We start from the raw sequence: 19,033 nt of genomic DNA, 5'->3' as shown, positions 1-19,033 counted from the left end.
TGGGCGTGCGGCTGGTTGAGCGGCGCAAGGGGCGGCATGCGGTTGGCGGTTAGGGGTCTGCGGCTCGTCGGGGCGGTGACCGCTGGTGCGGTCACCGCCCTTCTGGGCTTGCTCTTCGTCTTGGTGGCGGCGCCGTTCGCCGACCGTCCTGCTGTGCGCCGGGCGGCCGCATGGCTGACCGGGCTGGAACTGCGGCGGCTCCGCCTGGACCTCCCGGACCGACGCGAGGGTGAGCTGCGCTTCCTGGGCGCCCGGGCGCCCGTGGGCCTCCTGGGCGGCCTGGTGGTGCTGCTGCTGGTGTACGGCTTCCGCGCGGCGGCCACGCTGGCGTGGTCGTGGAGCCGCGGCGAAGCGGTGGACGGCATGCTGCCCACCCTGCCACTGCTGGCCTACGCCTTCCTGGCAGGCTCCGTCCTGCTCTTCCTGGACGTGTCCGGCCTAGTGGGGGTGGATCTGCTGGAGCGGCGGCTGGCCGTACGCCTGCTCGCTCCCGACCCGACCGAGGCGCTCCGACGGCGGATCACCGAGCTGACCGAGAGCCGCGCGGGGGTGGTCGCGGCGGTCGACGCCGAACGGCGGCGCATCGAACGCGACCTCCACGACGGGGTGCAGCAACGGCTGGTGGCGCTGTCCATGCTCGCGGGACGCGCCCGCCGAGGCCGCGCCGAGCTGCTGGAACAGCTGCACGAGCAGGCCCCGCAGGCGCTGGTGGAGCTGCGCGAGGTGGCCTGGCGGGTGTACCCGTCGGGGCTGGACGCGCACGGGCTGGCGGAGGCGCTGGCAGGGGTGGCCGAGCGGGCCACGGTCAAGGTCACGGTGACGTACGAGCTGCCGGAGCGGCCCCCGGCGGCGGTGGAGGCCGCCGCCTACTTCGTGGCATCGCGGCGACTGTGTGGGCGACCCAGCGGCCGTCGGGAGAGATCATCGAATGCAGCGGGACGGCGCCGTCCACGATCAGCTGTGGCGTGAGCTTGCTCATCGAACCCCTCCAGCATCGAAGATCACGATCTTGCCATCTGCCCGCGAGAAAAGCGATCGAATGCCCCATCACCACTTCAGGCCTTCGTGGATCGAGGGGTGTGCTGGGGTCCGAGGGCGCGAGCTTCCTGCCACACGTACGAACCGCCCACTGGCGCACGACTACTTCCGCTGATCGGCAGCCGGCGCCAACGTCGGCGCCCCCGTTACGGGACTTCGCCCGCGTGGTCGACGATGCCGACGGCCACCTGAGCCACGGAGAAGATCACCTCGCCCTCGGGCAGCTCGCCGTACGGCGACGTCGATCCGCCGAGGTAGACGGTGCGACCGCCGAGCAGGACGTAGGTGTTGGGGTCGATGATGACTTCCTTGCGCATCCCCTCGTCGTCCGTGTAGATCCCGACTCCTTCTCTCCCCAACAGATCACGCACGTTCTCCACACCAACGCCGTCCAGCTTCGAGAGGACGGTGTAGAGAGCAGCGCGCAGGCGAGCCGGAGGAGCGCCTTCCTGAAGGATGATCAGGATCTGGCCGAACACCGCCTGTGCCTCGGGCAAGGACATCTCACTCGTGTCCTTCTTCAGGCGCTCCAACAGGGCGGACGGCTCCAAGGGGAGCGAGCGCAGGTAGGCGGGGCCGAGCCGTAGACGAGGATCCTCCCCGCCCTGACGCCTTGTGATCTTCTCGCTGCCTTCCTTCCGCAGGGCTCTCTCCTTACCGTCACCCCGAGTCCACATCTCTTCGGTGTGTCGCGAGCCGGTCTCGCCTCCTCCGTTCGGCGACGCGGCTGACTTGGGCACTATCTTGGGCGATCGGTAGAAGTCTCTTTTGGCGTAGACCCACTGATCGTCTCGCGGGTAGACGTCCGGCTGCCCCGCCGCCGCCGCCGTCGCGCGCTTGGCCAGGGTCTCGGCGTTCGCCATGGGCAGCCACGCCGGGGCGCTTGCGGTTCCCTTCCCCTGGGAGTCCGTAGCGAGGTTCTGCACTACCGTGATGCCTGCCGCGATCGTGACGCCGAGGACGCCGACGGCGGCCACGCGCACTATCGTGCGGGGGAGCCGGCGGCCCAGTGGCTCCGGAGCCATCGCGGCCAGCATCCGCCGTCGGGCGCCGTGAAGATCGCTTTCCTTGCTCTGCCGTACCTGTGACCGCAGGTCGCGGACCATGTCCAAGTCGTTCATCAGACCTCCTCGATGACGTCGATCGGATTGCTACCGCCCAGTGAGTGGGCGATCTTGCGGCGGGCGCGGGACAGCCGGGACCGTACGGTGCCGAGGGGCACACCCAGGGCCTGCGCCGTCTCCCCGTAACTGAGGTCGCCCCAGGCGATCAGCAGCAGGACGTCGCGCTCGCCTCGACCCAGCTTGGCCAGGGCGGCCGCGAGCCGTTCCCGGGTCGCCGAGGCGGAGAGACGGGCGACCACCCGCTCGTCGAAGGCCACCGCCACAGGGTCCTCGCCGGTTCTGGCGAGCGCCCGGTATCCGCGTACCTCCGCCCTTCGGTGGGTGCCGATGATGTTCGTGGTGATGCCGTACAGCCACGGCAACGCGTCCGATCGGTCGAAGGCGTACCTGTGCCGCTTCTCGAACGCCCTGGTGAAGGTCTCGGCCACCACGTCCTCCGCGTGGTCCGGACCGAGGCGCCGGACGACGTAGCGGTGCAGTACGGCGGCATGCCGGTCGAACAGTTCGGCGAAACGCTCCGGCTCGCGCAGCGACGCTCTGATGACCGCCGAGTCCTCCAGCGGGGCCGGCAGGTCGGCCACCGCTGAACCCTCCGCCAAGTCTGCTCCACGCGTATGGTCGCCTCTTCGAGGCTGCATGGACCCCGTCATGCGGAGCGTCCGGCCCGTTATGGGCGGTTCCTCGTATGGAATGGATGTCACGACCGTACTTATCCGGATGCGGGGGAAAGGTTCCAATCCACGGCGCGGTGCGTACGGGGCATGAACACCGTTGCAAGCCGTATGAGGCGTTCCCTCAGCTCAGGCCATATGGCTGGAGAATGTGCACCCCGCTCCCAACCCGGGTGCCGTACAGCTTCGTACAGCGAAGCGGAACCCGTCATCGCCACGTCATGCCCGCGGACGCCTGGCCGGGGGGCCACGGGTGACGCGACAGACCACCCCGGACGCCAAGACACTTTCTCAGGTCTCCCGCAGGATCTCGATACGGACCGGATCTGTAATGGCGGGAGGCTTTCCCGGAAAGACTCCGGTAAGCAGGGCGGCGACCGTGTATAGGTTCCAGGCCAGTGCAGGCTGCTTGACGACAGGTTCGGAGAAGAAAGCCGTCAACTCGTCGCCGCGTACGAGGCAAGCCAGGGCGTCGGCTCGCTCGAGCACGAATTCTCCGAGAAGAGCGGACAGATGGGGACCCGGGCTGGTACGCCAATTCCAGTTGTTGCCACGCTTCGGAGCCGGTGGCGTGGAAGTTCTCACGGGCGGCTTCCGCTGCCACCATCTCCGCTGTGCTTTCGCTTCCCCGGCTTGGAAGCGCCAGGGCTTGCCTTCGAGTTCGATCTCCTGCAGGCCGGGAGCCAGTCGGCTGATCAGCTCGTAGACGACTTCTTCCGAATGTCTCCATTGCTGATCGAGCGACAGCGCCTCGATCACCACGCGATTGTCGAGGAACGGCTGAACAGGATCCCCACGCCGCAGAGATCCTGTTCTTGCCGCGGCATGCCAACGTCCCACGCGGTAGGTGACATACAGGTGGTCGAGCACTTCCCACGGATTTTCACCGACGCGCCGCAGCCATGGCTCCGCAAGGCTGCGGGCATGCTCGTTCGCCTCGTCGGTGAACAGCGGTTCGCTCTTGAGGAAGAAGTCTTCGACCCTGCGACGCATCGCTTTGCCGGTGGTCTGCCCCTGACTGTAAAGGAAACCGCCCCTGAGGATCTCACCGCTCTGCCCGGACATGGTCGGCATTGTGGAGTAGGGCCGGTAGTCCACGATGCTCTCGTACGCCGAGGTCATGCCTTCGCAGGCCCGGACAACCTCATATGTGCGCACGCTCGGGTGCGGGACGAGCACGGCGTCCTTCGCCTCGGTCTGCACGGGCGGGATGACCGTGTGGTGAATACGCAACCGAGCGGCGATCTCCCTGGCGATGATCACGTCTGGGTGGGTGTCGAGACCGTTGGTCGTCGCGCGGAAAGGGACGCGGCCCGCGTGCAGAAGCGCCGCCATCAAACGGCTGTCGCGCCCACCCGTCAGCGCCAGGTTGACCGGTTCGGAGACGGCCTGCAATGGCTCAACGGCAGCGACGAGGGCGTCACTCAACTGCCTGATCGACTGACGTCTGGCTCTCGCAGATGTCGGCGCTGGTAGCGCTGGGGGCAGCGGACGCGTGGTGATCCTCCTGCGACCGTCCTTGATGTTGATCACTGAGGAGGGTCCGAGCGCCGTCACACCTTGGTAGGGGGTCTCATCGGAGAGGAAGTACCCCTGACGGATCATGGTTTGCAGGGCGACCTCGTTCCAGGCGACCTTCCCTCCGTTCGCCACGAGGTGCACGTGCAGAGCACGAGTTCCGACCAGGTGGAGGTCCTCGTTCTCAGCGTAGAAGACGGAAAGAGCCCTGGTGCTTGCGGTGGCGGCCTGAAGCTCCCCCTCCGCCACGCGGACGGCCGAGAAGCAACCAGAGAGATCCGCCATCACATCATTCAGATCGGGAGCTTGAATGAGACGCCGTACGTCCCGCTGTGATGCGAGGGTGCCGGTCATGGCTAAGCCGCCGTGGTCCTCCCGCACGATCAGCGGTGGGCGCGCATCGGCCCCTTCCTCATTGGACCAGGCCAGCAATGCGGCGCGCCTGCCGGCCCACTCGGCGGCATCGACGGTTTCCAACGGCACAGGAAAGACGTCACCGAGAAGCGAACGGGCCAAGGAGAGAGATTGACCGATGTCCACCCCCGCACGCTTCGCGGCCATACCCAAGAAAACGCGCATAAAGACTCCCATCCATACGGGCAGAGGACGCGGGGAGCGGTACACCCAAGTGCGTGCGACCCCTCCGGCCCCGCCGTCGTAGGACGCCTCGACCGTGACCGCTTTGACCCGGAATCCCTTCCGCCCAGGCCAACGGGCGCCTGCACGGCCGTGAACCCCCTGGCCCGGCCAGGACCGCGGTCACCAGACCACCGCCTAAGTTCATGCGCACCTCTCCACCGTCTGGCTCTTCATTAGCTATTACCGCTGAGCGGCCTTCGAGTTCACTTGGCGGCGTAAGAGGGGTACGGCGCGGCGTGCGCGGACTTCTCGTGAACGGCACCCCAGGGCCTCCGGTTTGCCGGCTTCGACCGCAAGCAGGGGCATCCCGATCCCTCAGAGGATCTGGCGGTCTTCGCCGCTCACGGCCTGACCGATGACTCGACTGTGGTGGATCTCGGATCCGGGACGGGGCAGTTCGCGCTGGCAGCGGCCGCCCAGTTCGGGCGGGTCGTGGCGGTTGATGTTTCGGCTGCCATGGTGGATCGGCTGCGTCAGCGGGCCGCCGAGGCCGCGCTGTCGAATCTCGAATTCGTGCAGGCGGGCTTCTTGAGCTACGAGCACGCAGGGCCCCCTGCGGATGGCGTGTTTTCGCGCCATGCCCTGCATCAGTTGCCGGACTTTTGGAAGACGCTCGCGTTGGAGCGGATCGCCGGGATGTTGCGGCGCGGCGGGGTGCTGCGGCTATGCGACCTGATCTATGACTTCCATCCGTCACAGGCGAAGGAGGTGTTCGGGCGCTGGCTGGATGGCGCCGCCGCCGATCCGGCCTTGGGCTATACCCGAGACGACTACATCGAGCACATCCGCACGGAGTACAGCACCTTCCGGTGGCTGCTGGAGCCGATGCTGGCCGCCACCGGTTTTGAGATCGTGACCGTGAAGTTCCGCGGACCGGTGTACGGCGCCTACACCTGCATCAAACGCTGAGCTGGGCGGCGTCCACTGATGTTTCGAGCCCGGCTTGGCGCGGTCGACCGGGCTCGGGCCGGTTTTGGGCCGCCCCTGAGCGCCCGGACGTGCGAGCTGTCGATCACCGCCTTGGACCGGTCGAGCTGGCCAGCGGCATGCGGTTCGGCGAGCAGGAGCTGGTGCAGCTTGTCCCAACGGCGGATTGGTGCCAGTCACGCAGCCGCCGCCTGCCACACCGGACGTGCACAGGCATGGGGCCAGAACTCACCCGAAGGTGGAACTCAGTGGGAACTCAGCGTCCCCTGATGGAAGTACACCAGCCATCCCTGCTCTGACCGCCGCCAAATGGAGCTCCGACGTGCCCGACGGCCGTTGTTGTCGGAGACGTAGGTCAGATGGACGATCCCAGGGGCAAGGAGCCTGCCCTCCATATCGCTCGCAACGATCGGGGCCGCCGATGGGTCCGCATCCTGAGTGACCGCGGCGATGATCGAAGATCGATCCCAAAGCCGCCCGGAGGCCCCGATCTCAGTGAACTCAGGATCCAGGAACTCACCCATGAGCACCGCCGAGGATCGAACCTCCGGATCAAGAAGGCGGATCTCCCCCGAAATCGCGGCCTGAACTGAATCATCCTGCTCGTTCACCATGGTGATCAATATATCGGGCGGCGTCTCGGTGAGACCTGCGCGTGGCGCAGGCGCCACCTGCGGATGTACGTCGAGCGAGGCGCGGATCTTTACGTGGATGCTGCATCACATCCAGGTGGCCTGCCCGCCCGGCAGCGAGCCCGTCCTGCGGGAGTTCTACGCGGGCGTGCTCGGCTTGGCCGTGCCTGCCGGAAGTCGGTCTCGACACCGAGGTGCAACTCGATGCTGTGACCACGGAACCCACGGCGGCAGAGATTCGTCGGGACGCCCAGGCCTTGCGGGACGGCGCTCCAGGCAGTCGCCGGCGGCCAACGACGCCGAGGTCACCGCGAGGAACGACCCGATGGTGCACGACGGCGAGGCCATCGCGTGACTCAGGCCGTACCCGTACAGCCGGCTTTCCCTTTGAGCTACAACTGACGCAGCACCTGCATGGCGTCCTTCTCGATGCGCGAAAGATCGTGGAGGATGACGCCGGCCTGCTCGAGGTACCCGGCGTCGCCGCTCTCTCCAGCCTTCGTGATCAACGTGGCCACGTCCGTCCACAGGGTGGCGGCCTCGGCGTACAGCCTGTGGCCGGCGCGGAGGTTGCCGTCGTCGATCAGCCGGGTGCACTCGTCGAGGAAGTCGCGATAGAGGGCGCGAAACAGGGCGCCGCCGGTGCCGCCCTTCTCCATGATGAGGGCGGCCTGCGGCAGGTCCTGCTGCGGGTTGCCGGTGCGCAACAGCCATTTGGGCACCTGCTTGCCGGCTTTCTCGATGCCGCGGTGGCCCAGGTTCGCGATGGGAGCGGCGAGGAAGGCATCGGCGCAGTCTTTGATGGCGGGGATGATCTGGTCCTGCCAGGAAAGCGGGTGAGCCGGCAGGGTGATGGTGAAGGATCGGTTCCTGGCGGTCATCGGGCCGCGTTCGGCCCGCGCCATGGCCAGGCCGGCCCGGCTGGTGCGCACCGCCCCTCCCTGCTGGTCGGTGTCCACCAGGTAGACGTCGCGCTCGTCGTAGCCGTACATGGCGACGACATGACCGCCGAAGTGCACCTTGGACCGGAAATAGTCCAGGTGGTAGCAGTCGAGCTGGAGGCCGACCGGCCGACCGGCGTCGATGGGGGCGGCCACGTTCTCCCACGCCTTGCGCGGTGAGGTGGTCTCCTCGGCCGTCAACGTCAGCCCCAGCCTGGCGGCCAGGTTCCTGGTGAGGTCGAAAGGCTTGACGCGGCCTCCGAGAAAGGGGAACTCCATGCCCTTGCTGTCCCAATAGACGAAGGACAGGCCCGAGCCCAGCCCGAAAAGCATGGGCTCGGACAGATCAAGTCCCTCATGCCGCAACAGCACCCCCAGCGCCGTCGTCTCGCAGTGGTGCATGCCGCGGGCCTCGATGTCCTTCACGATGGTCATGCGTCGCTCTCCTCATGCTGACGCGGCGAACGGTCACACCGTCCCCATCCCTGATACCTTCATGATCAACCACTGGGGACCGCTGGGAGAAGCATGAGGCCTCCCACAGTGGGAGAGTCCAGCCGCACGACGGGGCAGCGGCGGCGGGCCGCCCCGCCCAGGGTCCGGCCCGAGAACGGCCACGCGATCTTCTTCATCGTCGAACCCGACCTGTATCGGCTCGCCGACCTGGCCCGGCGCGTCCAGGACGGACGACTTCTCATCGGAAGGCGAATAACCTGGGCGGGAAGGTGAGGAACCGTGATGACCGAACGCCATCGGGACGCCGTGCTTTCCCCCTCGGAGCAGGCGACCATGCGAGAACTGCTCGACGCCGACTGCCGGAAGACCACGGCCCGCGTCGCCATGCTGGGCCGTGACAGGGACGAGATCGTCGAATCGTCGGCGCTGACGGCCCCCGACGACGAGCACGACCCTGAGGGAACGTCCACCGCCTTCGAGCGGGCCCACGTCCAGGCCCTCCTCGACCAGGCCCGGACGCATCTCGCCGATCTGGACCTCGCCTTCGAGCGGCTACGTGATGGCACCTACGGGATCTGCGCGAGATGCGGGCGACCTGTCGCCCTCGAGCGCCTGATGGTCCTCCCGGCCACCAAGACCTGCGTCGTCTGCGCCTCCGGCCGCCGCTGACCCGCGCCGATCCTCGCCATGGCCGCCGGACCGAACGAGCGGACGGTCGCCTGTGGTGTGCGGTCCTGTACGGGGATGACGGCCCTTCCCTCGATCACCTCACGTCCTTGCGGATCACCCGCACCACGCCGATCGTCATGGGCCCGACGATCCACAGCAGCGCCGACACCGCCAGCCGGGCGGCGTCGCCGCCGGTCAGGTCGCCGGCCATCAGCGGTGTGGTGGCGTGGTTCAGGTCGACCCACTCCGCCACGAGCTCGCCGGTGGCGCCGAGCCCGCTGACGAGGTTCCCCAGGAGCGGGGTCGACAGGCAGATCACGATCGCGGCCGGCGCGTTCAGGAGCAGCATGCCCACAGCGAGCCCCATCCCGACCACGAGAACGTTCGCCGCGGCCCAGCCCAGCAGAGCGACAGGCGCGACCTCCCAGGTGGCGGGGACGTCCCGGACGGCGGCGACGACGGCCGTCACCGGCACCGCGACCAGCACCGCGAACACGGAGGCCGCCACCGCGGCGATCACCGGTGGCAGGCACTTGGCCACCAGCACCCGCAACCGCCGGGGTTCGAGCGCGAACGTGGTCAGAGCGGTGCGGTGGCTCCATTCCCCGGTCACCGAGAGGATGCCGAGGACGGGAAGCAAGGTCCCGAATCCGATGCCCGCGGTGCCGACCAACGTGTGCAGCCGCGGTCCAGAGACGACGCCGCGGGCGACGATGGCCGCGACGGTCAGCGCGATCAGGCCCAGCGTCATGATCTTCGCGCTGCGCGTGTCGAGGAGCTTGCGGGTCTCGACCGCCAGCAGCCGGGTCATGCCGCGCTCCGATCGGCGTGCGCGGTGAGTTCGAGGAAGGTCTGTTCCAGGCTGCGGCCCTGGTTGAGCTCCTCGACGGTGCCCTGGGTGAGGACGCGGCCTCGGCCGATCATCACGATGCGGTCGGCGACCTGCTCCACCTCGTGCAACAGGTGCGAGCTGAGCAGCACCGAGCAGCCCGCGTCGGACAGACCGCGGAGCAGCCCGCGCATCCACTGGATTCCCTGGGGGTCGAGGCCGTTGGCCGGTTCGTCCAGGACGAGGACCTCGGGCCGGCCGAGCAGGGCGTGACCGATGCCGAGCCGCTGCCTCATGCCGAGCGAGTAGCCGCCGACGGTCCGCCTGCTCTCCTTGCCGGTCAGCCCGATCAGGTCGAGCACCTCGTCGACCCGCGACCGCGGCAGGCCGAGCATCATCGCGCCCAGGGTCAGGACCTCCCGCCCGGACCGGCCCGGGTGCTGGGCGCCGGCGTCGAGCAGCGTGCCGACCCGAAAACCAGGGCGGTCCAGTTCGATGTACGGCCGGCCGAGCACGGTGGCCGAGCCCGAGGTGGGGCGGGCGAGCCCGACCAGGATCCGCATGGCCGTCGACTTGCCCGCGCCGTTGGGCCCGAGGAAGCCGGTGATGCTGCCTGGTCCGACGGTGAAGGACACGTCGTCGAGCGCTTTCACACCCTTGTAGATCTTGCTGACATGGCTGAACTCGATCATTGATCCAGTCCAGCGGAGCCGGGGCCGCCGGTCATCGGACCCGGGGCCAGGGCCGTCGCCCGGGTTGTGGACCTGCGTCAGGCGCGACGTCGACCCAGGTCGCTAAAGCCTCGGCCCGGCGGTCCATAGGCTGTGGCCTGTGCATGGCCGTACGGAGAACCTGGACAAGCGGGGCGTCGCGCTGCGCTACCTGTGCGCCGTGCTGCCGATGCTGTTCTTCGGCGCCATCCTGGCCTCGCTCGTCTCGCGGGACCCCGACCGGCTCGGGTCGGCGCTGGTCGACGTGGCGCTCGGCGTGGCGGGGCTGGCGCTGATGCGCCGGCGGCGTCGCCGGCCGTGGCCGATCGCGCTGGCGACCGCCCTGCTGACCGTCTTCTCCAGTACGGCGACCGGCCCCGCCATGTTCGCGTACGTGTCCCTGTGCACGCATCGCCGGTGGCGCCAGATCATCCCGGTCGCCGTGGTCTCGCTGGTGGGGCCCGCGGTGAGCGGCAGCTGGGACGGCATCACCCAGGCGACGTTCGTCTCCGCGGTGACGGAGACCGCTGTCCTCGGCGGGCTGACGGTCTTCGGCCTGTACCTTCGCGAGCGCCGTGACCTGGCCGTCTCGGAGCGGGAAGCGGCCCTGGCCGCCGAGCGCGAACAGCTGCAGCGCATCGAGCAGGCCAAGCTGGCCGAACGGGCCAAGATCGCCCTGGAGATGCACGACGTCCTGGCTCACCGGATCTCCCTGCTGTCGATGCTCGCCGGCGGCCTGGCGTACAGGAAGGACCTCACCGCCGAGGAGACCCGCGAGGTGGCGTTGGCGATCCAGGAGAGCGCGCACGAGTCGCTGAACGAACTGCGCACCGTGCTCGGCTCGCTCCGGCGGGACGGCGTGCTGGAGGCGCCGCAGCCGAGCCTGGCCGACGTGGGCGCCCTGTTCGAGGAGGTACGCGCCGCAGGTCAGAAGGTCGACGTGGCCGACACCATCGACGGCAGGGAACTGCTGCCGACGCAGACCGGCCGGCACGCGTACCGGATCGTGCAGGAGGCGCTGACCAACGCGCGCAAGCACGCGCCGGGCAGCCGGGTGACGGCCGAGCTCGGCGGGCGGCCAGGTCACGGCCTGCGCATCAGGGTGAGCAATCCGGCGCGGCCCGGGGCGGCCGCCGGGCCAGGTGGAAGGATGGGCCTGGTCGGCCTCGCCGAACGGACCCGGATGGCCGGCGGCACCCTCAGCCATACGATCCGGGACGGACACTTCGTCCTCGACGCCCGGTTGCCATGGGAGGCTCCCACACTGTGACTCGACTGGTGATCGTGGATGACGACGCGATGGTGCGGACGGGCCTGCGCCTCATTCTCGGCGGCGAGCCCGACCTGGAGATCGTCGGCGAGGCCGAGGACGGCCGGCAGGCCATGCGGGTGATCCGCGACCTCGGACCCGACATCGTGCTGATGGACATCCGGATGCCGGAACAGGACGGGCTGACCACCACCGAGCTGCTGCTGGCCCAGCCCGACCCGCCCAGGATCCTCGTCCTCACCACCTTCGACGCGGACGACATGGTGTTGCGGGCGCTCGAGCTCGGCGCGGACGGCTTCCTGCTCAAGGACACGCCCCCGCCGAAGATGATCGAGGCGCTCAGGACCGTGGCGAGGGGTGAGCCGGTGCTGTCGCCGAGCGTCACCCGGCAGGTGATCGCCGCGGCCACCGCAGACCGCGAGCCGCGGCGCCCGTCGGCGGAGCGGGAGCTGGCCAGGCTCACCGAACGAGAGCGCGAGGTCGCGATCGAGGTGGCGAGGGGCAGCTCGAACGCGGAGATCGGGCAACGGCTCTACATGAGCGTCGCGACCGTGAAGGCGAACATCACCCGGATCTTCGCCAAGCTGGAGACCGACAACCGGGTCCATGTCGCCATGAAGGTGCGCGACGCCGGTCTGCTCTGATCGACGACTCAGGCGGCGACGCGATCGCGGCCGGTGGCGTAGCGGTAGGAGGCCTCGATCACGGTCCTGGCCACGTCGAGTTCGTCGGCGGTGCGGGGGCCGTACAGCATCACCACGTTGATCTGCGCGGAGTAGAGCGGGTGCCGCTCGCCCCAGCCCCTGAGCAGCAGCTCTCGCTGGTCCTCGAACGACAGTGAGAGGTGCAGGCTGCCATCGGGATGCACGTGGGCGAACTCGGCGTTCAGCCGCGGGGGCAGCAGCACCGCGCCCTGCGGGGGGAGGGCGCCGTCCAGGAAGAAGGCCAAGGCGCCCGGCTCGGAGATCTCACTGGGGCGGATGACGGTGCCCGGTAGCTCGGTCGACATCCAGTGCTTCAGGTTCTCCCTGATCTCATCAGGGCTGTTCTGGGTGAGCTGGACGTGCGGGACGGATGGGCCGGTCTCCGGCCGCTCTCCCTCACGCGTCGGAAGTGCTGGCATGGTCATGACGAGTCTCCTTCACCGTCAGGGCGCTTGATCGGCCCGACGAGAGGAAGCTAACATCGCCGGCATAGTAGGTTCCTAAAGGATAGTGACTTCCCCTGGAGCCGTATGACGACTGGAAAGACGTCCGAACAGCCCGTGGACGCGTGCCCGATCAGCCCGGTGGTGGATCTGGTCTTCAGCCGCTGGACCACGCCGATCCTCTGGGCGCTGAGGCATCACGGCCGACAGCGGTTCAGCCAGCTTCAAGGACGCCTGCCGCCGATCAGTCCCAAGGTCCTCACCCAACGGCTGCGGCAGCTGGAGCGTGACGGGTTGCTCACCCGCACCTACCACGCGGAGATCCCGCCCCGGGTCGAGTACGAGATCAGCGAGCTCGGCCGCACGCTCAGCACGGTCTTCGCGACCTTGGTGAGCTGGTCAGACGATCACCTGTCAGCGGTGGAGGACGCCAGGCGCCGGTACGACGCCGAACACGACTCCTGATTCACGGCAGGACCCGCAACGAGCCGGTGCCGACGGACGCCACGCCGCCGCCGACGGTGACGCGCCGCACGTCGTCGGCCGTCCCGTGGGCGGTGATGGCGATCCCGCTGGGCCGTCCGGTGAAGCGTCCCTGCCGGCGAGAACGCGCCCGCTCATTGAGAACGCCGATAATCGCGTGGCAGGCATAATGCTTGCTTATGGATAGGGATTTCCAGATCGCCGACCTGCGTTCCTTCACGGCGACCGTGCGCGCGGGGAGCATCACCCGCGCGGCCACCGCGCTGAAGGTGAGCCAGCCCGCCGTGAGCCAGCGGATCCAGCGGCTGGAGCAGGCCGTCGGCGAACGGATTCTGGTCCGGGACCCGCACGGCGCCAAGCTCACACCGGCGGGAGAGGCGCTGCTCGCCTACGCCGAGCGGATGCTGGCCCTGCACGACGAGGCGCGTACCTCGATCGCCGGCCGTGCCGCCGCCCCGTCGGGGCGGCGGGCGATCGGGCTGCTGGAGGACCTGGCGATCACCACGCTGCCCGCCGCGCTCGCCGACTTCGCCGCGCTGCATCCGCTGGTGGACCTGGAGGTGATCGTCGGCTCGGCGGCGGCCTTGCGCGGACCGGCCGAGCGGGGGCGGCTGGACCTGGTGTTCGGCGACCCGTCGGTGATGCCGGGCGCCTCGGTGCGGTGGCAGCGCCAGGTGCCGTTGACGTGGGCCTGCGCTCCGGCCTTCGGCCTGTCCGCCGATCCGCTGCCGCTCGTGCTGTTCTCCCAGCCGTGCCAGTGGCGTCAGCCCGTGCTCGACGCGCTGGGCCGCCACGGGCGCCAGTGGCGGGTCTCGTTCCAGAGCACCAGCGTGCACGCCGTACAGGCGGCGGTCTCGGCCGGGATCGGCGTGGGGGCGCTGCTGGTGGGCAACGTCCCGCCCGGCGCGGTGCGGCCGTCCGAGCAGCAGGGGCTGCCGCCGGTGCCGATGGTCGACGTCGCGATCTCCCGACGCGCCGACACCGACACCGACGAGGCGGTCAACAGCCTGGAACGCCTGCTTCGCCGTACGTTCACAGGGGGCCGGTGACCATGTCGATCGTGGTCCTTGTCTGCCACCTCGTGTAGTGGAACGCTTACCGCATGACGATGTTCGCGGGCGGCAAGATCGAGGCCTTCGTCGGACCGACGGAGCTGGATGCGGCGGACAACCTCGAGCAAGTGATCATCGATTTCATCAACGGCGCCCAGCGTTTCCTCGACATCGCCGTGCAGGAGCTCGACTCCGAGCCCATCGCCCAGGCCATCCTGGACGCCCGCTTCCGCGGCGTGAACGTCCGCGTGGTGCTGGAGCAGGACTACCTGGTCTCGGCGAAGCTGCCGAAGATCACCCCGAAGGCGGGAGAAGACGAGTTCAAGGCTCGCCGGCGCGTCCAGTGGGGTGACGAGCCAGGCAGCCGCAGCCTGGAGCCGAACAGGAAGATCCTGGCCGCGCTGCTGCGCTGCAACGTCGACGTGAAGGCGGACTACAACCCGGCGATCTTCCACCAGAAGTTCATCATCCGCGACTACAGGGAACGGCCCCTGCCCACCTCGGCGATCCTGTCGGGGTCGGCGAACTTCACCCACACCGACTGCCACCGCAACCTCAACCATGTCGTGATTTTTCATGATCCGCGGGTCTGTCTGACGTACACGACCGAGTTCAACCAGATGCGCGCGGGCCAGTTCGGGCGAGGCGCCCACGGCAAGGTTCCCTCCGCCTACAGCCTCAACGGAATCCCGGTGAAGGTGCTGTTCGCCCCCGACCACGCGCCCGAGCTGGAAATCATGAAGCAGATGCTCAAGGCCGCCAACCGGGTCGACTTCGCCATCTTCACCTTCTCCGGCTCCTCGGGCATCGACGATGCCATGATCGCCCTGGCCGCGGCCAAGAAGACCGTCACCGGCGTCATGGACCCGGGCCAGGGCGCGCAGACCTGGGCCGCCACGCACGACCTGGACCGCGCGCACATCGAGCTCTACTTCCCGAAACGCAGCCCCGCGTTCGGCAAGCTGCACCACAAGCTCATGGTCATCGACGAGGCCACGGTCATCGCCGGATCGTTCAACTACACCGAACCGGCGAACAACTACAACGACGAGAACATCTTCGTCATCGGCAGTCCCTACCCCGACCTGCCCAAACGTGAGGGTGGCCCGGTCGATCCCGCCGCGTGCGCCGAACTCGCCCGCTTCTTCAGGACGGAGATCCAACGCATCGAGGCGGCGGGCGAGCGCTTCATCGGGGAGGGATGAATCGGACGGTCACCCGCTAGCCTTCTGCTCGCACGACGTCGACCCGGGCGGGAGAGCCGTATGAGCAAGGTCCTGTACGTGATCGTGTGCGCTGCCGTACCGGCGGGGGAGGTCGGGCGGCTGGTCGCCATGGCGCAGGACGACGGGTGGGTCGTCCAGGTCGTCGCCACCCCTTCCGCGCTCGGCTTCATCGACGTCGCCGCGCTGGAGGAGCAGACAGGGCGGCCGGTACGCAGCAGGTACCGCAGGCCCGACGAGCCGAAACCGCCGAGGGCGGAGGCGATCGTGGTCGCGCCGGCGACGTTCGACACGATCAACAAGTTCGCCATGGGGATCACGGACACCTACGCCCTCGGCGTCCTCGCGGAGGCCCCCGGGCTCGGGATTCCAGTCGTCGTGCTGCCCTTCGTCAACAGCGCGCTCGCGTCACGGGAGCCGTTCGTCCGCAACGTGGCGAGCCTGCGGGCCGAGGGGGTCGCCGTGCTGCTGGGGCCTGGCGAGTTCGAGCCGCCTCCCGCCAACGCCGACGGCGACCACGCGGCGGCCTTCCCCTGGGCGCGGGCGCTGGCGAGGCTCAGCGACCTGGCCGGATGAACGCGCACGGTCGGCGATCCGGAGCCTGAGGGTCTCCTCGGCCACCGATCACCTCAGGCAGGCCTCGAACACCGCGGTCAGCCTGTCGACGTCGTCCGACGAGGGGTCGGACGGCCCGAGCAGCCGCCGTAGCGACCCGATCCCGAGGAAGACCGCCGCCGCCATGCGGGCGCGCGTCAGCGCGTCGTCACCGCCGAGCCGGGCCGCCAGCGGCTGGACGAGCGCGGTCCTGAGCCGCTCGGTCATCAGCGCCTGCACCTCGGGATCTCCCGCCGACCGCTCCAGCGCGCGGAGGATCGGGCTCTCGGGGTCGGAATGCATGCGCTGGCCCGCGTACTCGGCCAGGCGCCTGGGGAGCCCGGCCAGGTCGCCGTCCAGAACTCGCGCGACCGACCGCTCGCCCGCCAGCACCTCGCCGAACAGCCCGGCCTTCGAGCCGAAGTACCGGCCGACGAGCGCGATGTTCGCGTCGGCGGCGGCAGCGATCATGCGTACCGTGACCTGCTCGTAGCCGTGCTCGGCGAACAGCGCGCGTGCCGCCGTGAGCAGGCGTTCCCTGGTCGCCTCTCGATCCCGCACCCGCACTTCCATGGCTGAAGCCTAACTCCACTTGCCGAGCGGCTAGTAAACATACGTATACTCCAATTCATGGCACAAAGCAGGCAGTACTCCCACAGAGAGATCCTCGAGATCATGTCGGGGCTGATGCTGGCGATGCTCACCTCTATGATCTCGACCTCTGTGGTGGGTACGGCGCTGCCGACCATCGTGGGTGAGCTGGGCGGACAGGAGCAGTACTCCTGGGTCGCCTCGGCCACGATGCTCACGATGACCGTGTCGACACCGCTGTGGGGCAAGCTGTCCGACCTCTATGGCAGGAAGCTCCTCTTCCAGATCTCCCTCGGCCTGTTCGTCGCCGCCTCGCTGGCCGCGGGGCTCTCGCAGGACATGGGTCAGCTCATCGCGGCGCGAGCCGTACAGGGGCTGGGCGTTGGCGGTTTGTCCGCACTGTCCCAGGTGATCCTCGGCGACATCGTGCCCCCGCGCGAGCGGGGGCGCTACTCCGGTTACATGGGCGCGGTCTTCGGCATCTCCACCGTCGCGGGCCCGCTGCTCGGCGGGTTCATCGTGGACGCCGACTGGCTGGGCTGGCGCTGGTGCTTCTATGTGTGCATCCCGTTCGCCGTGGTCGCCTTCGCCGTGATCCAGAGGGTGCTCAAGCTGCCCAAGGTCAAGCGGAACACCGCCGTCGACATCTGGGGCGCCACGACGATCACCGCCAGCGCGAGCGCGCTGATGCTCATGCTCACGCTGGGCGGCATCGAGTTCGAGTGGAACTCGTTCTGGACCTACTTCCTCGGCGCCGTCGCGGTGGTCATGCTGCTGCTGTCGGTGTTCGCCGAGCGGGGCGCGCGCAACCCGATCCTGCCGCCCAGGCTGTTCCGCAACAGGACGTTCGTGCTGACCAGCACGGCCTCGCTCTTCGTCGGCATGGCGATGTTCGGCGCGATGATCTACCTGCCGCAGTACCTGCAGATCGTCAAGGGCATGAGCCCGACGGCCTCCGGCCTGATGACGCTGCCGATGGTGTTCGCGCTGTTCGTGTCCGGCGTGATCTCCGGCAAGATCGTGACGAACACCGGCAAATGGAAGATCTTCCCCGTCATCGGCCTGCTGCTGGTCGCGGTCGGCCTGTTCCTGCTCTCGCGGCTGCACGTCGACTCGGAACAGTGGCTGATCGGCGTGGACGTGGCGGTGCTCGGCATCGGGCTCGGCCTGTCGATGCAGATGCTCATCCTCGCCGCGCAGAACGGCTCCGAGCTGCGCGACATGGCGGCCACCACCTCGGGCGTGGCGTTCTTCCGCTCGCTGGGCGGCGCGGTGGGCGTCGCGGCGTTCGGCGCGATCCTGTCCAACAGGCTCAAGGACGAGATGGCCGACCTCATGCGGGCCGCGCACGTCAGGCCGACCGGCGGCTCCATCACGCTCGGCAGCCCCGCCGCCATCCAGCAGCTGCCCGAACCCGTCAAGGGCATCGTGCTCGAAGCCTTCACCAGAGGTCTGGAGACCGTCTTCCTGGTCGGCGTTCCCGTCGCGGTGCTGGGCTTCTTCGCGGTGCTGTTCCTGAAGGAGCTGCCGCTCAGGGGGAACGCCCCGGCCGAGCTCGCGCCCAAGCCACCCAGCAAGGACGACCTGGTCCTCGCGGGCCTGCTGCTCGAGCTCATCGCCCAGCGCGTCGAACACGCCAACGGCAGGCCGTCCGCCCTCGTGGCCGCGGTCGCCAGGATGGCGCCGCCGGACGACCTGCCCGAACGCGACAGGGCGCGAGCCGTCGCCAACGGCGTGCTGCGCCCCACCTCCCGCGCGCTGCTGGCCCAGGCCACGCCGCCCGTCAACAGAGTCACCGAAGGAGTCGCACCATGATTCGCAGGTTCGTGGGCGCCGTCGCGGCGGCCCTGGCGTTGATCGCCGGGCTGTGGCTGATGATCGCGCCCTTTGCCCTGGGCACCCAGCCCGAGCTCGGCGACTGGATCGACGCCACGAACGCGGAGTTCTTCACCGGGCTCGGCGTCGCCCTCGTCGGCCTCGTGGGCGTGGTGGCCTTCGCCGCCGCCATCCACGAGGACCTCGTCGCCCGCGGTCTGGTGACCGTACGGCAGCGCGCTCCCGAACCCGAGCCCGCACCCCAGCCCGCGCCCGCCGCCACCTCGTCGGCCGAACTGGCCACCATGCTCGCCCCGCTGGTCGAGGCGCTGCGCGAAGATCTCACCACGAACGGACACCGGCGATGAAGTCCAAACTGGGCGTTTCCGCCCTCGCACTGCTGTTCCTCGGCGGCCTCTGGCTGGTCGCCGCCCCCTTCGCGGTCGGCTACCAGCCGCGCGGCGACGAATGGACCGACGCCACCGTCAACGACGTGTGGGTCGGCGGTCTGCTGGCCGGAGGCGCCTTCCTCGCGCTGGTCGCCTACGCGGCCGACGCGCTGCGCGATCTGGCGGGCCGCGGGCGGCACGCCATGGACACCACCACCTAAGCTTGTTCTTTATCGTCCGGATTGTTGTAGTGCCGCGAGGGTGCGGCCTCGTTTGACGGTTTTGCCGACGTCGTAGCGGGGTGCGGGCCGGCGG

Annotated in this window: 23 protein-coding genes and 1 pseudogene; 14 read left to right on the top strand and 10 right to left on the bottom strand. The window is 68.8% G+C overall.

The annotated features are described in order from the left end of the window. Positions 1 to 36 precede the first annotated feature (36 nt). Entirely contained in the window at positions 37 to 969 is a 933-nt protein-coding gene (locus tag AB0B45_RS48950; protein ID WP_358145511.1) for a histidine kinase, read from the top strand. A 215-nt stretch (positions 970 to 1,184) separates the two neighbouring features. Here AB0B45_RS48950 and AB0B45_RS48945 read toward each other — a convergent pair whose 3' ends face one another. From AB0B45_RS48945 to AB0B45_RS48935, 3 genes are all read right to left on the bottom strand, one after another. Beyond that, entirely contained in the window at positions 1,185 to 2,144 is a 960-nt protein-coding gene (locus AB0B45_RS48945) for a CU044_5270 family protein (protein ID WP_358145555.1), read from the bottom strand. Positions 2,145 to 2,158: 14 nt separating this feature from the next. Further along, complete coding sequence (locus AB0B45_RS48940) at positions 2,159 to 2,761, bottom strand: RNA polymerase sigma factor (RefSeq protein ID WP_358145509.1); 603 nt, start codon at positions 2,759 to 2,761, stop codon at positions 2,159 to 2,161. Positions 2,762 to 3,124: 363 nt separating this feature from the next. Beyond that, positions 3,125 to 4,930 (bottom strand): asparagine synthase-related protein, encoded by a 1,806-nt coding sequence (locus tag AB0B45_RS48935; protein WP_358145507.1) that lies wholly within the window; start codon positions 4,928 to 4,930, stop codon positions 3,125 to 3,127. A 384-nt stretch (positions 4,931 to 5,314) separates the two neighbouring features. Between AB0B45_RS48935 and AB0B45_RS48930 the strand changes: the two genes are divergently transcribed. Beyond that, positions 5,315 to 5,899, top strand: coding sequence for a class I SAM-dependent methyltransferase (locus AB0B45_RS48930; RefSeq protein WP_358145553.1), 585 nt, complete (start codon positions 5,315 to 5,317; stop codon positions 5,897 to 5,899). Positions 5,900 to 5,917: 18 nt separating this feature from the next. Here AB0B45_RS48930 and AB0B45_RS48925 read toward each other — a convergent pair. Together AB0B45_RS48925 and AB0B45_RS48920 are read right to left on the bottom strand one after the other, a co-directional pair. Further along, a pseudogene (locus AB0B45_RS48925) lies at positions 5,918 to 6,107 on the bottom strand (IS5/IS1182 family transposase); the annotation flags it as partial. 55 nt (positions 6,108 to 6,162) lie between these two features. Beyond that, positions 6,163 to 6,531: a DUF4440 domain-containing protein gene (locus AB0B45_RS48920; RefSeq protein WP_358145506.1), complete on the bottom strand. Its 369-nt coding sequence runs from the start codon at positions 6,529 to 6,531 to the stop codon at positions 6,163 to 6,165. Between the two features lie 97 nt (positions 6,532 to 6,628). Here AB0B45_RS48920 and AB0B45_RS48915 point away from each other — a divergent pair, with 97 nt between their 5' ends. Next, a complete protein-coding gene (locus AB0B45_RS48915) occupies positions 6,629 to 6,904 on the top strand; it encodes a hypothetical protein (RefSeq protein ID WP_358145504.1) in 276 nt (91 codons plus the stop codon). A 37-nt stretch (positions 6,905 to 6,941) separates the two neighbouring features. Here the strand turns inward: AB0B45_RS48915 and AB0B45_RS48910 are convergent, their stop codons facing one another. Beyond that, a complete protein-coding gene (locus AB0B45_RS48910; protein ID WP_358145502.1) occupies positions 6,942 to 7,925 on the bottom strand; it encodes a BtrH N-terminal domain-containing protein in 984 nt (327 codons plus the stop codon). Positions 7,926 to 8,018: 93 nt separating this feature from the next. Between AB0B45_RS48910 and AB0B45_RS48905 the strand changes: the two genes are divergently transcribed. Together AB0B45_RS48905 and AB0B45_RS48900 are read left to right on the top strand one after the other, a co-directional pair. Continuing rightward, entirely contained in the window at positions 8,019 to 8,219 is a 201-nt protein-coding gene (locus AB0B45_RS48905) for a hypothetical protein (RefSeq protein ID WP_358145500.1), read from the top strand. Between the two features lie 9 nt (positions 8,220 to 8,228). Continuing rightward, positions 8,229 to 8,615 (top strand): TraR/DksA C4-type zinc finger protein, encoded by a 387-nt coding sequence (locus AB0B45_RS48900; RefSeq protein WP_358145498.1) that lies wholly within the window; start codon positions 8,229 to 8,231, stop codon positions 8,613 to 8,615. A gap of 94 nt (positions 8,616 to 8,709) precedes the next feature. On the opposite strand, the gene AB0B45_RS48895 is transcribed toward AB0B45_RS48900, so the two are convergent. Both AB0B45_RS48895 and AB0B45_RS48890 read right to left on the bottom strand, forming a co-directional pair. Beyond that, positions 8,710 to 9,426: an ABC transporter permease gene (locus tag AB0B45_RS48895; RefSeq protein WP_358145496.1), complete on the bottom strand. Its 717-nt coding sequence runs from the start codon at positions 9,424 to 9,426 to the stop codon at positions 8,710 to 8,712. Then, the gene (locus AB0B45_RS48890; protein WP_358145494.1) at positions 9,423 to 10,136 is read right to left on the bottom strand and encodes an ATP-binding cassette domain-containing protein; all 714 of its coding nucleotides are present in this window, start codon (positions 10,134 to 10,136) and stop codon (positions 9,423 to 9,425) included. The genes AB0B45_RS48895 and AB0B45_RS48890 overlap by 4 nt, the downstream gene beginning before the upstream one ends. Positions 10,137 to 10,275: 139 nt before the next feature. Here AB0B45_RS48890 and AB0B45_RS48885 point away from each other — a divergent pair, with 139 nt between their 5' ends. After that, positions 10,276 to 11,424: a histidine kinase gene (locus tag AB0B45_RS48885; protein WP_358145492.1), complete on the top strand. Its 1,149-nt coding sequence runs from the start codon at positions 10,276 to 10,278 to the stop codon at positions 11,422 to 11,424. After that, a complete protein-coding gene (locus AB0B45_RS48880; protein WP_358145490.1) occupies positions 11,421 to 12,068 on the top strand; it encodes a response regulator transcription factor in 648 nt (215 codons plus the stop codon). The genes AB0B45_RS48885 and AB0B45_RS48880 overlap by 4 nt, the downstream gene beginning before the upstream one ends. 8 nt (positions 12,069 to 12,076) lie before the next feature. On the opposite strand, the gene AB0B45_RS48875 is transcribed toward AB0B45_RS48880, so the two are convergent. Beyond that, positions 12,077 to 12,553, bottom strand: a complete 477-nt coding sequence (locus tag AB0B45_RS48875) for a luciferase family protein (RefSeq protein ID WP_358145488.1) — start codon at positions 12,551 to 12,553, stop codon at positions 12,077 to 12,079. Between the two features lie 105 nt (positions 12,554 to 12,658). On the opposite strand from AB0B45_RS48875, the gene AB0B45_RS48870 reads away from it, so the two are divergent. The 4 genes from AB0B45_RS48870 to AB0B45_RS48855 all read left to right on the top strand — a co-directional run bounded on the left by AB0B45_RS48870 (position 12,659) and on the right by AB0B45_RS48855 (position 15,905). Beyond that, positions 12,659 to 13,036 carry a helix-turn-helix domain-containing protein gene (locus AB0B45_RS48870; protein WP_358145486.1) on the top strand — a complete coding sequence of 126 codons (378 nt, stop codon included), beginning with the start codon at positions 12,659 to 12,661 and terminating at the stop codon, positions 13,034 to 13,036. Positions 13,037 to 13,233: 197 nt separating this feature from the next. Beyond that, complete coding sequence (locus tag AB0B45_RS48865) at positions 13,234 to 14,103, top strand: LysR substrate-binding domain-containing protein (protein WP_358145484.1); 870 nt, start codon at positions 13,234 to 13,236, stop codon at positions 14,101 to 14,103. A 53-nt stretch (positions 14,104 to 14,156) separates the two neighbouring features. Continuing rightward, the gene (locus tag AB0B45_RS48860; protein ID WP_358145483.1) at positions 14,157 to 15,311 is read left to right on the top strand and encodes a phospholipase D-like domain-containing protein; all 1,155 of its coding nucleotides are present in this window, start codon (positions 14,157 to 14,159) and stop codon (positions 15,309 to 15,311) included. A 60-nt stretch (positions 15,312 to 15,371) separates the two neighbouring features. Further along, positions 15,372 to 15,905, top strand: coding sequence for a flavoprotein (locus tag AB0B45_RS48855; RefSeq protein WP_358145481.1), 534 nt, complete (start codon positions 15,372 to 15,374; stop codon positions 15,903 to 15,905). A 48-nt stretch (positions 15,906 to 15,953) separates the two neighbouring features. Here AB0B45_RS48855 and AB0B45_RS48850 read toward each other — a convergent pair whose 3' ends face one another. Next, positions 15,954 to 16,496, bottom strand: a complete 543-nt coding sequence (locus AB0B45_RS48850) for a TetR family transcriptional regulator (RefSeq protein WP_358145479.1) — start codon at positions 16,494 to 16,496, stop codon at positions 15,954 to 15,956. 57 nt (positions 16,497 to 16,553) lie between these two features. On the opposite strand from AB0B45_RS48850, the gene AB0B45_RS48845 reads away from it, so the two are divergent. Genes AB0B45_RS48845 through AB0B45_RS48835 form a run of 3 tightly spaced genes read left to right on the top strand, consistent with a single transcriptional unit; the run spans position 16,554 to position 18,939 of the window. Further along, the gene (locus tag AB0B45_RS48845) at positions 16,554 to 18,329 is read left to right on the top strand and encodes an MDR family MFS transporter (RefSeq protein WP_358145477.1); all 1,776 of its coding nucleotides are present in this window, start codon (positions 16,554 to 16,556) and stop codon (positions 18,327 to 18,329) included. Continuing rightward, positions 18,326 to 18,697: a hypothetical protein gene (locus tag AB0B45_RS48840; RefSeq protein WP_358145475.1), complete on the top strand. Its 372-nt coding sequence runs from the start codon at positions 18,326 to 18,328 to the stop codon at positions 18,695 to 18,697. The genes AB0B45_RS48845 and AB0B45_RS48840 overlap by 4 nt, the downstream gene beginning before the upstream one ends. Continuing rightward, entirely contained in the window at positions 18,694 to 18,939 is a 246-nt protein-coding gene (locus AB0B45_RS48835; protein ID WP_358145473.1) for a hypothetical protein, read from the top strand. Before AB0B45_RS48840 ends, AB0B45_RS48835 begins: the two co-directional genes overlap by 4 nt. Positions 18,940 to 19,033 lie beyond the last annotated feature (94 nt).

The sequence above is a fragment of the Nonomuraea sp. NPDC049152 genome (genome assembly GCF_040648355.1).
Taxonomy (GTDB): domain Bacteria; phylum Actinomycetota; class Actinomycetes; order Streptosporangiales; family Streptosporangiaceae; genus Nonomuraea.
The sequence above is the reverse complement of the archived record's forward strand: the minus strand, read 5'-3'. Positions and strand labels throughout refer to the sequence as shown.